13 protein-coding genes are annotated in these 13,221 nt (G+C 59.4%); 6 read left to right on the top strand and 7 right to left on the bottom strand.

What is annotated here, in order from left to right:
* Positions 1-72: 72 nt before the first annotated feature.
* Positions 73-1,518, bottom strand: a complete 1,446-nt coding sequence (locus FFT87_RS08220) for an anthranilate synthase component I family protein (protein WP_219948274.1) — start codon at positions 1,516-1,518, stop codon at positions 73-75.
* Between the two features lie 11 nt (positions 1,519-1,529).
* On the opposite strand from FFT87_RS08220, the gene FFT87_RS08215 reads away from it, so the two are divergent.
* Positions 1,530-2,294 carry an aminotransferase class IV gene (locus FFT87_RS08215; RefSeq protein ID WP_219948273.1) on the top strand — a complete coding sequence of 255 codons (765 nt, stop codon included), beginning with the start codon at positions 1,530-1,532 and terminating at the stop codon, positions 2,292-2,294.
* Between the two features lie 58 nt (positions 2,295-2,352).
* Positions 2,353-3,051, top strand: coding sequence for a DedA family protein (locus FFT87_RS08210; protein ID WP_219950762.1), 699 nt, complete (start codon positions 2,353-2,355; stop codon positions 3,049-3,051).
* A 109-nt stretch (positions 3,052-3,160) separates the two neighbouring features.
* Here the strand turns inward: FFT87_RS08210 and FFT87_RS08205 are convergent, their stop codons facing one another.
* The 5 genes from FFT87_RS08205 to FFT87_RS08185 form a co-directional block, all read right to left on the bottom strand.
* Positions 3,161-4,072 (bottom strand): ABC transporter substrate-binding protein, encoded by a 912-nt coding sequence (locus tag FFT87_RS08205; RefSeq protein WP_219948272.1) that lies wholly within the window; start codon positions 4,070-4,072, stop codon positions 3,161-3,163.
* 2 nt (positions 4,073-4,074) lie between these two features.
* A complete protein-coding gene (locus tag FFT87_RS08200; RefSeq protein WP_219948271.1) occupies positions 4,075-4,827 on the bottom strand; it encodes an ABC transporter permease in 753 nt (250 codons plus the stop codon).
* Positions 4,824-5,507 carry an ABC transporter permease gene (locus FFT87_RS08195; protein ID WP_219948270.1) on the bottom strand — a complete coding sequence of 228 codons (684 nt, stop codon included), beginning with the start codon at positions 5,505-5,507 and terminating at the stop codon, positions 4,824-4,826. Before FFT87_RS08195 ends, FFT87_RS08200 begins: the two co-directional genes overlap by 4 nt.
* Positions 5,507-6,331, bottom strand: coding sequence for an ABC transporter ATP-binding protein (locus FFT87_RS08190; RefSeq protein WP_219948269.1), 825 nt, complete (start codon positions 6,329-6,331; stop codon positions 5,507-5,509). Before FFT87_RS08190 ends, FFT87_RS08195 begins: the two co-directional genes overlap by 1 nt.
* Positions 6,332-6,459: 128 nt before the next feature.
* A complete protein-coding gene (locus FFT87_RS08185) occupies positions 6,460-7,107 on the bottom strand; it encodes a TetR/AcrR family transcriptional regulator (RefSeq protein ID WP_255558961.1) in 648 nt (215 codons plus the stop codon).
* Between the two features lie 117 nt (positions 7,108-7,224).
* On the opposite strand from FFT87_RS08185, the gene FFT87_RS08180 reads away from it, so the two are divergent.
* The 4 genes from FFT87_RS08180 to FFT87_RS08165 all read left to right on the top strand — a co-directional run bounded on the left by FFT87_RS08180 (position 7,225) and on the right by FFT87_RS08165 (position 11,955).
* Positions 7,225-7,896, top strand: coding sequence for an SOS response-associated peptidase (locus tag FFT87_RS08180; RefSeq protein WP_255558960.1), 672 nt, complete (start codon positions 7,225-7,227; stop codon positions 7,894-7,896).
* A gap of 52 nt (positions 7,897-7,948) precedes the next feature.
* Positions 7,949-9,001 (top strand): App1 family protein, encoded by a 1,053-nt coding sequence (locus FFT87_RS08175; RefSeq protein ID WP_219948267.1) that lies wholly within the window; start codon positions 7,949-7,951, stop codon positions 8,999-9,001.
* Between the two features lie 117 nt (positions 9,002-9,118).
* Positions 9,119-10,915 carry a glycoside hydrolase family 15 protein gene (locus FFT87_RS08170; protein ID WP_219948266.1) on the top strand — a complete coding sequence of 599 codons (1,797 nt, stop codon included), beginning with the start codon at positions 9,119-9,121 and terminating at the stop codon, positions 10,913-10,915.
* Complete coding sequence (locus FFT87_RS08165; protein WP_219948265.1) at positions 10,912-11,955, top strand: aromatic acid exporter family protein; 1,044 nt, start codon at positions 10,912-10,914, stop codon at positions 11,953-11,955. The genes FFT87_RS08170 and FFT87_RS08165 overlap by 4 nt, the downstream gene beginning before the upstream one ends.
* A gap of 43 nt (positions 11,956-11,998) precedes the next feature.
* Here FFT87_RS08165 and FFT87_RS08160 read toward each other — a convergent pair whose 3' ends face one another.
* Complete coding sequence (locus FFT87_RS08160; protein WP_219948264.1) at positions 11,999-13,189, bottom strand: glycoside hydrolase family 3 N-terminal domain-containing protein; 1,191 nt, start codon at positions 13,187-13,189, stop codon at positions 11,999-12,001.
* Between the last annotated feature and the right edge of the window lie 32 nt (positions 13,190-13,221).

Below are 13,221 nucleotides of genomic sequence, written 5' to 3'. Positions count from 1 at the left end.
GACGTATCTCACAGTACACAGCCGCAGCGTAGACCGGTCGTTCGCTACAGTCGGGTGCGGATGCGCGACCGCTTAGTCAACCCGAACGCCGAGCACTCTCAGCAGGGCTGCCGCCTTCAACTTGACCTCAGCAAGCTCTTCGGTGGCAACCGAGAGGGCAGTGATTCCGCCGCCGGCACCGATCGTCGAACCCCGAGCATCCACCACAATGGAGCGGATGACCATCGCCAGGTCCACGGCACCGTCGAGCCCAACATACCCAAACACGCCAGAGTAAATTCCGCGCGGGCCAGTCTCGAGAGCGTCGAGGATGAGGGTCGCGGAGTGTTTCGGCGCCCCCGTCATCGATCCGGCCGGAAAAGAAGCCTCGATCGCATCGACAGCACTCACCTCGGGCCGCAACTGACCCCGGATGGTGCTGACGAGTTGGTGCACCGTGGCGTAGCTTTCAATATCAAACAGTTTCGGCACCGTGACCGAGCCAACCTCGCACACTCTCCCGAGATCATTGCGCATGAGGTCGACGATCATCAGATTTTCCGCGCGCTCCTTGTCGCTGGCGAGAAGCTCGTCACGCAGCCGCGCATCTTCGAGCGGATCGAGATCGCGGCGACGCGTTCCCTTGATGGGTTTTGTTTCGACCTCCCCGCTGGGGTCAATCGAGAGAAACTGTTCGGGAGTCGAGCTCAGTAGCGAGGTCTCCCCAACGCGCAAAAATCCGCCATGGTGGCTCGGATTCGCTGCCCGCAACGCGAGATACGCTGCCACGGGATCGACGATGCGATCGACGTGAACGCTTGTTGTGAGACACAGCTGATAGGCGTCTCCCTCGACAATTGCGTCTTGGCACGCAGCAATCATTGCGAGATAGCTGGCGTCGGAATCACGCCACACCGCGGTCGGCGCATCGACCGCATCGTCAACATCGGCGGTGGTGGTTCTCAAGCTTTCCCGCGACGTAGGCTGCGTGCGCGCGACTGCCGCCGCTGGATTCACCGCCGCGTCCGCTACCGCTTCCGCGGTCGTCTCCGCCGCCGCGACGAGGGCGTGCATATCGTCGCGCCACTGGGCGAGTTCTCCCGTCCAGCTGTCGCCGAGCGCCAGCAGGCTCAGCGATTGCAGCCCATGGTCGAACACCAGCATCCGGTCTACCCACAGCCACGCCGCATCCGGGGTCGACGCTGGCGTCGTAATTTCCACTCCGAGCGATTCACCGCGCAGTTCGTAACCAAGCCAACCGACCCAGCCCAGCCGAAAACCGGGAGGAACCTCAGAGACATCAACGTCGACGGGGTGAAACTCGCGGCGCATCCAATCGAAAACAGGCTCCGTGAGGTCGCTGCTGAGCACAGCACGCTCAGACACGGCGAGGTAGCTGCGGCCGGTGGAGGCTGTCACCCCGCTATCAAGCCACACCGCGCCAGCAACGTTGTCAGCGCTAATCTTCATGAGTTCGCCGAACACCGCCGCGGGGTCGACCCAGTGCGGCAGGGCGGCAGTAAGAACGCGAGAGCGCATAACCTAAGACTATGAGTGCGGACGCAATTTATCGGTGGCAGAACGATCAACTAATCGAAGTAATGCCGTTAGACGTCCCGGAAACCCCACTGACGGTGGCCGATTCCTGGCTAGTTGACGCCGGCAAGATTCTCGCGCTCAATTTGCACCGCCAACGATTTATGGATGCCGTGCCCGCCACTCTGCACGATTCTGCCGAGAATTTTTTCACTTCTGCTGTCGCGGCCCTCCCCCGCGCTGGCACGTGGTTTCCGCGGGTTGAGCTTCGCGGAGGCGACTTTTTTCTGCGCCTGCGCGCCAACCCGGAATTGCGCCGCTCGGCGAAGGTGATCAGTTTCACGGGCGATGATCCTCGCACTCAGCCGACGGTGAAAGGCCCAGATCTTGTAGCCCTGGGTCTCGTAAATACGGGTGCTCGAAACCATGGTGCCGACGAAGCGATTCTGCTGACCGAGGATGGTTACGTCATCGAGGGGGCGTACAGTGCGATTCTCTGGTGGCGAGGTGAGATCTTGTGCGGACCACCCGCTGAGTTCGATCGCGTCGATAGCGTTACGGCGCGCAGCGTGCTCACTCTGGCCCGCGCGCTTGGCCTCGACACTCACGAGGAGGCGGTGACGCCTGCCGAGCTGGCAGAAACCGAGGTGTGGGTCGTGAATGCTCTGCACGGTATTCGGATTGTCTCAGAGTGGGTCGATGGGCCTGCGGTCGCAGAGAAGCCGGGCCGTCTGGAGCAGTGGCGCACGCGACTGGGGGCTCTGGCTCGCACTATTTAGCCAGTCTGTTTTCGGTTAGCCTCGCTAGGCTCATTCCGTGAACACCGTTGACCTTGTGCTGAGTGCTGAATCTAGCGCTGCGGGCGTCGACTTTGGCCAGTGGGTCAATAGTGCTCTGACGTACATTCTCGACACCGTTGAGTCGGTCGATCCGGTGCTGCGAACTGCCTTGGCTGGCGTCGCAATCATGTTGGAAACGTCGATCCTGGTCGGGCTACTTGTGCCAGGAGACACGGTGGTTTTGGTTGCTAGCAGCGCGGTCGGCAGCGTCTTCGAGGCGACAATTCTTGTCGCTGTTGTGGTTGTGGGTGCCTTGATCGGCGAGAGCGTCGGTTTCGCTCTTGGGCGCTATTTCGGCCCAAAGATTCGGCATTCTCGGTTGGGCAAACGCATCGGCGAGCAGCATTGGGTTCAAGCTGAGCGCTATCTCGGCCGCCGCGGCGGCATCGCCGTTTTCATTTCCCGCTTTCTGCCGGTGCTGCACTCGCTCATTCCCGTGACAGTAGGTATGAGCACAATGCGTTACCGCACTTTTATGGCGTGGACGGTACCGGCCACGAGCATCTGGTCAATCGCCTACGTCTCCGTCGGTGCCCTGACGGCGGGGAGTTTCCGGGAGCTACTCGACCAGCTTCACTACGCCGGCTACGTTTTTGTCGGCGTCATCGCGGCCATTGCGATCATCGCTCTCATCGCCAAAAAACTTCTCCATCGCTCTCAGTTGCGCCACATGGACCATCGCGACGACGAAGAGTAGCGCTCCCGCGATCGCCCGCCATGATCGCTGGCTCTGCCCAGCCGTTAACAGAGTAGAGGGGCGGATGCACGTGCATCCGCCCCTCTACTGGCTAAGCCATTCGTGGGTGCTAGCTGAGGCCGTTCTCGCTCAACCAAGCGCTGGCGATGTCGTCTGAGGACATCTTGTCGACTGTGCTCTGCACGTTGAGAGCAACAAGGCCCTCAGGGCTGAGCTTGGCGTTTACCGCATTGATGACGTCGGCAATCGAGTCGGCAACATCGGCGTTCACTAGCGGAACGACGTTGGATGCCAGGAACAGACCTTCCGGGTCCGTCAAGGACACGAGGTTTTCGGTCTGGATGCGCGGATCTGCGCTGTAGACGTTGGCGATGTTGATGGTGCCCGCAACCAAGGCGTCAACGGTGGTGTCTCCCGTGGCAGTGAAGCCAACGGTCGCACCATAAACGTCTTGGAGTCCGGCGGGACCATAGGGGCGCTCTTCGAGTTCGGCGTTTCCACCGAGCTTGAGGTCGCTGACCCCGGCGAGGTCCGCAAGACTCGTCAGCGAGTTTTCCGCTGCGAAGTCGGCGGTCACGTTGTAGGAGTCCTGATCGGTAGCCGCGGCCTGATCGAGAACGGTGAGGCCCTCAGGCAGTGCGCCTGCGAGTTCGGCGTATACGTCTTCCGACGCGGTCGCCGTGGTGTCGGCCTTGTAGAACTGGAGAAGGTTACCCGTGTACTCAGGAATGAGATCCACGTCGCCACTTTCAAGCGCGGTAAGGTAGACGTCGCGCTGTCCGATTTGGAACTGGCGTTCCACGTCGAATCCTGCGCCTTCAAGTGCCTGAGCATAGATCTCGGCAATGATTTCGTTGGAGTAGTACGCCTGCGATCCAACAACGATGGTCTCGCTGTTGGCGTTGTCGTCACTCGATCCAGTGTCCAGGGGATCACTAGTTGCACACCCTGACAGGGCGATTGCCACCCCGACCGCGGCTGCGCCAAGCGCGAGCCGGCCTTTGTTCTTAGCTGTGAACATTTCTATCCTCTTCTTTCTTGGACAGCTTGTGCTGCCACCGTGCGTCGTCGAGGTGACGACGTGCGGACATCTTTAGCACGCCCAGCCGAAACTCCGCGGGGAATTGCGAATTGCTGAATGAGTGCGAATATTCCATCGAGTGCGAGCGCGAGCGCGGCAATAAGAAGCGCGCTGCCCAACATCTCGTCGTAGCGTTGCAGCGGAAGCCCGCGGAAGATGAAGATTCCCAAGCCTCCGAGGCCGACATAGGCCGCGAGCGTGGCCGTGGCCACCACTTGGAGCGTCGACGCGCGAAGACCTCCGATGAGCAGCGGAAGACCGATCGGCACTTCCACCTTCCAGAGGATCTGCCATTCGGTCATTCCGACGGCGCGCGCGGCGTCAATAACGCGACGATCTACGGCTTCGACACCCGCGTACGCACCGGCGAGTATCGAAGGGATAGCGAGCAACACGAAAGCGGTGATCGCGGCTAGTTGAAGTTGCGCTTGGGCGACACCGATCAAGAGCACCAAGAACAAAATTAAGCCGAACGATGGCAGTGCGCGGGCCGCGCCAGAGAGCCCAACCGCAAAATCGCGGCCCTTGCCGGTATGCCCGATATAGAAGCCGATCGGAATAGCGATGATGGCCGCTATCGCCACCGAGATAAAAGTGTAGAAGAGATGTTCTTCAATGCGGAGCGGGATCGGGTTGCTTCCACCAAGCCGTTCCGGGGAGAACAGCCATTGCATTGCTTCGACAAGAAGATTCACGAGGATGCTCCTTGAACAGTGAGATTGCGCTGGGTGGATTTAGTTTTCTTGACTGTCGCCCACGGCATGAGCAGCCGACCCAGAAGTACGAGCGCGCGGTCGATAAGCAGCGCGACAATCACCGTCATGACGACACCGGCAAAAACTTCTTCAATAATTCGACGCTGGAATCCGTTGGTGAAGAGGTAACCGAGGCTCTCGACTCCGATCAGGATGCCCACGGTGACTAAGCTCACGGTGGAAACGGCTGCCACCCTCAACCCTGCGAGAACTACAGGGCCGGCAAGAGGAAAATCAACCGTCCAGAACCGCCGCCATCCGCCAAATCCCACGGCGGTTGCCGACTGACGAATCGCGGGATCGACTGATGAGAGCGCGTCCGCCACTGAACGCGCCATGATCGCGACGGCATACAGCGTGAGCGCAATAGTGATGTTGAGTTCGCTGAGGAAGCTGATTCCGAGCAGCGGCGGCAAGATCACGAACAGCGCCAAGGAAGGAATCGTGTAGAGCAGGCCGGCCACGGTCAACAAGATTCCGCGGGTGAGCTTGAAACGATAAGCGAACCATCCCAAGGGAATTGAGATGAGAAAGCCGAGAAGGATCGGGAGAATGCTCAGTCGAACGTGTTCAATCGTGAGCGCCCAGATCAAATCGAGATTGCCGATGATCCACGTCACTATTGACTCGATCCACCGACTAGTACGCCAGCGCTGCGGCCCTCGCTGTCGACCACGATCGTTCCCGATGCAGTCTTCTTCAAGGACAGCGCACGCTTTCCGCGTTGGGTGCCGATGAAATCAGCGACAAAGTCGCTGGCAGGGTTCGACATGATCTCGGTCGGGCTGCCCACTTGCGCGATTTTCGCAGATTTCTCGAGGATGACAACTTGGTCTCCGAGCAGGAAGGCCTCATCAATATCGTGCGTGACGAACACCACCGTTTTGTCGAGCTCGCGCTGCAGCCGAATGATCTCCTGTTGGAGTTCAGCCCTCACAATTGGGTCAACGGCGCCAAAGGGCTCGTCCATCAGCAAGATGTTGGGGTTGGCCGCTAGGCCGCGTGCTACGCCGACGCGCTGCTGCTGCCCGCCCGAGAGTTGACTCGGGTAGCGATTAGCGAGCGTGCGGCTCAGCCCAACGGTGTCGAGAAGCTCGAGCGCCTGAGCGCGCGCCAGTTTCTTCGGAACGCCATTGAGCACCGGCACCGTCGTCACGTTGTCGATGACTTTGAAGTGCGGCAGTAACCCCGAGTTTTGCATCACATAGCCGATGCTGCGCCGGAGAGCCACTGGCTCCTTGCTCATGATGCTGTCGCCATCAATGTCGATATCGCCCTCAGTGAGATCAACCATGCGATTGATCATCCGGAGCAGCGTGGTCTTACCGCTACCTGACGATCCAACGAACACGGTGATCTTGCGTGAAGGAATCACGAGATCAAAATTGTCTACAGCGACGGTACCGTCGCCAAATTGCTTGGTTACTGCTCGAAATTCAATCATAATTTCGGCTCATTCCTCGCGCTCCTGCGCGGATCGACACTTGCCAGCACAATTAGCTAAACAGTATTCGACGCCGCTGTCATTCCCGATTGGGCATAACTTTGCAGATTCACGCTAAACCGAAATAATTACCAACCGATGTTGTCACCAATGAATCCGCGTACGGCCGAGGTGCTTATGTCGATAAATTCCTGATCACCCTGTGGGTTCGTGAGGAACGCCCGAGCAACGAGTGCATCGCTCATCTCAAGGCCCGCTTCAAGAGTAAATCGACTCGCAGCGGAATTTTCTACTCCGAAGCGAGTTGACAGTGCATCGACAATGCGCTCAGCCACGAGTGACTTGTGCGTACGGCCGTTGGGCAATGGGCGCAAATCAAGCTGATCCCCTACGCGGAGCCCACGGAAACCGGGCTCGGTGCGGTAGGTATCAATGACCGAGGCAAAAGCGGTGCTGAGCGCGCCGCGCCAGTCAGCGTGAGCTGGATCCTTGATCGCATCAGTGATGCGCGCCATTACGCGCTCGAAGTTGCGCGAGCCCAAGGCCTGAAGCAACACGATACGGTCAGGGAAGTAGCGGTAAACGGTGCCGATCGACGCTCCGGCGCGTTCGGCGACCATAGCGGTGGTTAGTCGCTCAATGCCGACCTCGTCGACAATCGATGCAGCTGCATCGAGTAGTGCGGTAAGACGCGCAGTGCTTCGTGCTTGCACTGGTTCGTTACGAAGCGAGACTGCTGGTTCAGCCGCGATGTCAATAGTTGTATGTGCGGACACGATGGCCCCCTTCTAGGTGTCTGATCAATCCTAACCTTTAGAACGATTGTTCTAGGCAGTAAGTGGTCCACTTTTCGACAAACGTTCTACAGTTGCGGTATGTGTGGACGATTTGCCATGGATGACACAGTCAACCAAATGATCACTGAATTCGTTACCGCAACGGGCAGACCACCGGAAGAATGGCAAGCGGATTGGCTCGCTACGCCCATTGTGCGCCCCACCGATCAGGTTCCGATCCTGCTCAATAGTCATGAAGATCGCACCGATCCGGGCTCAGCACTTGTTCCGCGTGCCGCACTAGCCCAATGGTGGTTGACGCCGCCTTTTTCCCGCGTGTTGCGTGGCAGGAACGCGACATTCAATGCACGCAGTGAAACAGTCACCCAAAAACCCACGTTTCGCGGCGCCGTCGTGCGCCAACGAGCCGTGCTTCCGTCGATTGGCTACTTCGAGACCAAAAAGGACGGGAGCACATCCGTCCCGCACTACATCACCTCGCCTGACGGCTTACTGTTCTTTGCCGGGCTGTATTCCTGGTGGCAAGATCCAGCGCTTTCCTCCGACGATCCTGCGCGCTGGCATCTCACCACCACCATGCTCACGCAGGCGGCGACGGGGGCTTTGGCCGATATCCATGACCGGATGCCCGTCATCGTTGCCCGGGATTCCATCGACTCATGGATCGACCCACGCGTTCGCGGCGACGAAGATTTGGTGCGTGCGACAGTCGCGGCATCTGCCGTCCTGAGTGAAAAATTGTTCGCTGAGCCTCAGCCAGCGCAATAGAACTCTGAGCCGCTGTGCCGCTAGAAAGGCTGTGTGACCCTAGGCTGGTGCAATGGCTCGACTCGGCACAGCCCACACGCACACGCAGGCTGCAGGAGAAATTCTGCATCGCGCGGCTCGAATCGAGGACGCATTCCATCGCTGGCGAGAGCGCCGCGGTCGCAAACGTGGGCTAACGACGACGATCATTCCGTACAGCAGCTACGGCGCGACAACGTGGGTTCGGGTGCTCTGCCGCGTGGTGCTCACCCGCGGAACCGAGACATCGAAGAAGCGTGCCGAAAAGGTTCGCGGTTGGCGCAGCTTCTTCAGCATTCCCGTCAACGACGAGGTCGTTACCGTCACCATCGGAGGCACTGAGGTTCAGCTCACTCCGGGCCGTGGTGGTGTTATCGATGAGCAAGTGGCTGTCGCCCTCACTCCGGGTTGGCAAACGGCATCCCTCGACTCCGCAGGCTCCGACGCCACCATTGCCCACATTTTTGTTGTTGACCCAAAGGCAGATTTTGGCATCATCTCTGATGTCGACGACACTGTCATGGTCACCGCCCTCCCCCGACCGCTTCTGGCCGCCTGGAATACTTTCGTCCTCGACGAACACGCGAGACGCCCCGTTGCGGGCATGGCGGTGCTCTACGACCGTTTAGCGCGCGCGAACCCGATTGCGCCGGTGATCTACCTGTCGACCGGAGCGTGGAATGTTGCCCCGACACTCACGCGTTTCCTCAGACGAAACCTCTATCCCCGCGGAGCCATGCTCCTGACCGACTGGGGACCGACCCACGACCGATGGTTCCGTAGCGGTGCGGAACACAAGAAAGACAGTCTTCGTCGACTCGCGGCCGAGTTCCCGGCGATCAAGTGGCTGCTTGTCGGCGACGACGGACAACATGACGAAGAAATTTACGGTGAGTTTTCGGCCAGCCACCCCGAGAATGTCGCTGCGGTAGCAATTCGGCAGCTATCGACGGGGGAAGCTGTGCTTGCTGGAGGCCGAAGCAAAATGGCCGAGCGCGAAAGTCAGTCGTCTGTCCCGTGGAGATTTGCCCCTGATGGCGCCCGTTTAGCAGTTGAACTACGAGAACTCGGGCTCATCAACGATTGAATCCAGCCCCACTCTCGAGTGAATTTCTGTTCAGCTGATTCGACTTCGATTGTTAATTTTTACGCACGATAGCCGGATGTGCAGGGAGCACGCTTCCGACGCTGCAATGATTGTCTTATGGCGTTACCAATCGAAGACTATGCCCTTATTGGCGACTGTCAGACGGCTGCACTTGTCGGCCGCGATGGAAGCATTGACTGGCTCTGCTTTCCGAGATTCGACTCCGCGTCGATGTTCGGAGCATTGCTGGGCAACGAAGATCACGGACGCTGGCTTGTTGCGCCTGTCGCGAGTCTTTACGAGTCCGCCACGGTCACCGTCACTCGCAAATATCGCGAGAACACTTTTACCCTCATCACCACGTGGGTGACTGCTGAAGGTGAAGTCGAAGTAATTGACTTCATGCCTTATGGAAATCGTCGTGCCGATGTCGTGCGCCGAATCCGTGGAGTGCGTGGAAGCGTTGCGATGCATACTGAGCTGCTTATCCGCTTCGGGTACGCCACTGCGCTGCCCTGGTTGCGTCAAGCGCCAGAAGCCGGCGGCCACGCCGTTATCGCTGTTGCCGGACCCGACGCGATCGTTGCTCGCGGCATTGAGTTGCACTCGGCCGACCACAAGCACACCGCGAACTTCATTATTAGCGCTGGCGAGACCCGCGACCTGACGATGACCTGGTATCCAGCACATCGCAACCCACCTTCCGCCGTCAATGTCGACGAGGTGCTTGCACACACTAGCGAGTGGTGGAATAGCTGGGCTTCGCACTGCGAGCCGACGGAGAAATATCCGGAGATCGTCAAGCGTTCACTCTTGGTGCTTCGCGCACTGACTCACGAAGACACGGGCGGAATCGTTGCCGCCGCTACGACCAGTCTTCCTGAGTGGTTCGGTGGCAGCCGCAACTGGGATTACCGGTATGTCTGGTTACGTGACGCAGCGCTCACTTTGCACGTATTGCTCGATCACGGCTATGTCGCGGAAGCTGAGGCTTGGCGCCGTTGGCTGCTGCGGGCCATCGCAGGAGATCCTGCTGATGTGCAAATCATGTACGGTCTCTCCGGTGAACGTTGGCTCGAGGAACGCGAGCTCGATTCTCTCCCCGGTTACGAAGGCGCGAGCCCGGTCCGCATCGGTAACGGAGCGTTCAATCAGTTCCAGGGCGATGTGTTCGGCGAAGTTATGGTGGCCCTTCAGGCTGCCCGTCGAGCCGGCGTGCATGAGAACGATTTTTCGTGGCCGCTTCAGCGTGCCCTGATGACTTTCGTTGAGGACAACTGGAACCGGCCTGACAATGGCATCTGGGAGATTCGTGGCCCCGAGCGCCACTTCACGCATTCACGAGTGATGCTGTGGGCCGCCCTAGATTGTGCGATCACAGCCGTCGAAGAGTTTGGTCTCGAAGGTCCTGTCGAGACGTGGATCAAGATCCGCGCGGAGATCCATGAAGAGATCGAGCGTGATGGTTGGGATGCCGAGCGCGGCACCTACACCCAGTACTACGGCGGAACCGGCGTCGATGCGTCGCTGCTGCAACTTCCGCAGGTTGGCTACCTTGCTGCTGATGATCCCCGGATGCTCGGCACTGTTGCCGCAATCGAAGAGGAACTTCTCGTGGACGGCCTTGTCTTGCGCTATCTCACGGAATCGGGAGTCGATGGGCTACCCGAGGGCGAGAACCCGTTCCTCGCGTGCTCTTTCTGGCTGGTAGAGCAGTACGCCAGCTCTGGCCGGCTCGCTGACGCGACCATGTTGATGGATCGTCTCGTTGGTTTCGCCAACGATGTCGGACTCATTAGCGAGGAGTACGACACCGTCAATGAACGCCAAGCCGGCAACACTCCACAGGCACTCAGCCACCTCGCTCTCGTGCGCGCGGCCGACGCGATCTCGAAAGTAACGAGCCTGAAGTGAAACTCGTAACGACGCTCGTTATCGCGCGTCGTTCACCGTTGTTGCAGGTTCTCAAGACATCGGTAGCAGCGGTAATTGCGTGGGTCGTTGCGGGCTTCTTGCTGCAACAACCGCTTCCTATTTTTGCCGCGATTGCTGCACTCTTGGTCGTTCAACCCAGCGTCACGCAATCCATTGAGAAGGGCATTGAACGCAGCATCGGCGTTGTTGCTGGTGTGGCTATCGCCTTGGGTGCTGGCCAGATCTTTGGCGATCAAAGCTGGGTCATCCTGAGTGTCATCATCATCTCGGTCTTGGTGGCATGGGCATTGCGCTTGAGCGCTGGTTCCGCCAACCAGATTCCCATTAGCGCAATGCTTGTTCTCGCGCTGGGTGGCCAAAACGCGGCCTACGCTGGTGAGCGAATCGTCGAGACGATTATTGGCGCTCTCATTGGGTTAATCGTCAACCTCGCGATCGTTGCTCCGGTTTTCGTCAGCCCGGCACGCGTCGCGGTAGCTGCTCTCACCAAGAAGACTGCGGCGGTGCTCGAATCGCTGGCCCGATCGCTCAGCACTCCTCAATCGGAGGCAGATCTGAAGAAACTTCTGGATGATGCCCGGGTGCTTCGGGATTTACGTGATGCGGCATCCCTCGCGCTTCGTAAGGGTTCCGACAGCCTCACTCTCAATCCGCGAAAAAGCAAACATCACCGCATGTTGCGGCGTGAAACAGAACTATTCACGATGCTGACCGTGCTCGTCACACGCACCCTCGGCATGGCTCGCGCTATTCATGACCGCTACGACACAAATCTCATGACTGACCCGGTAGTCGTCTCGATCGCGCGCGAACTCGAGCGTGCCGCTCACGATTTGCGACTGAGAGGGCAGGCACCAGGCGAGCGGGAATCCGTGGCGCCGACTAAAGATCTGCTCACGCTGACTGCACCCCTGACAGTTCTCACACCGCATCCTGAGCACTGGATCCTCATTGGATCGCTGCTAGAAGACGTGCGTCGCGTGCATGAGGTAATTGTCGGAGCGTCCGACAACGGCTAGACGTCGCGACGTCACGCCCCAGCGGCCCACGGGCTCGACCGAGCTAGCGCGCGAGCGCTACGCACTCTTCAGAACAGTGAACGAACCGTCCAGTCTCCCCGGACAACGCGCGGCGGAGGCTCAACAGTTTGAGCGCTGCGTCGTCGATCGTTGATTCGTCGAGCTCGCCGGCGTCGACGGCAGCGCGGACGGCAGCGACGATCCCCTCAACATCGACCTCCCCGACATAGAGCAGCATCGTATTTCCGGCCTTTATGGCGCGCACCGCGTTCGCGACCTGCGCGGAATACTCGGGCACACCCGAGCGCTCGAGCATGCCCATGTCGTCGGTAATGACTATTCCGTCGAAACCAAGGTCATCCCTCAAAATTTCGTGCCACTTCGCCGAGAACGTGGCCGGTTCAGGATCGATCGCCGTAAACGCGAGATGCCCGAACATGACGATCGGCGCACCCGCAGTGATTCCCGCTTCGAAGGGCAGTGCGTGGGTGGTATTCCACTCGCTCAGAGTTACCGCTGTTGTGGGGATACTTGAGTGTGAATCGCCCGGCGCTGCACCGTGACCAGGGAAGTGTTTGAGCGTAGACAATACTTGTGACTCACCGGCGACCGCTTGAGCTACTCGTGCCGCCGCATCTGCCCCCGTCGAGCCGAACGACCGCTCAAAAATGAAACTCGACGGATCGCTGGCAACGTCAGCGACAACCCCAAAGTTCACGGAGATGCCGACTGATTCCAAGAGTGCGCCACGCTGAGCGAAAGCGTCGAATGTCGCTTGAGGGGCTTGCGAACGAAGCTCGCTTGCCGAGAGCGCATCGTCAGTGGGCACTCGACGAACGATTCCCCCTTCCTGATCGGTAGCGACCAAAACAGGCAAGCCAGCTTCCGGGCTCAGCGCCGCGGTTTCAGCTCTCAACTGAGCGAGCGAATCGGGGATGTTGTCGCCCATCAGAATAAATCCGCCGACGCCGGTATAGGCAGCAGGAACAGTGGCACCCGGTTGCGTGCCCGGAACGTGCACCATGAGCATGCTCATCACCTTTTGGGAGAGTGACATACTCGCGAGACGCTCCTGCGCGTAGCGGTCGGCAGGGTCGATCGTCGGCGCGGCCGCGCGGGGCACAAAGGTCGGCGCGGGAACGACTTGGCGAGGTGAGGCAGCGTTGCACCCCAGCAATGTCGCCACAAGCACAACCACTCCCGCTCGGGAGAGGAGTCGCCGCGCTCTAGCCATCCTGCGATCGTACTCGGATCAGACGGCGCTGT

It is taken from the genome of Salinibacterium sp. M195, assembly GCF_019443965.1.
Lineage (GTDB): Bacteria > Actinomycetota > Actinomycetes > Actinomycetales > Microbacteriaceae > Rhodoglobus.
Note: the sequence above shows the minus strand (reverse complement) of the source record. Positions and strands in the feature narration are given on the sequence as shown.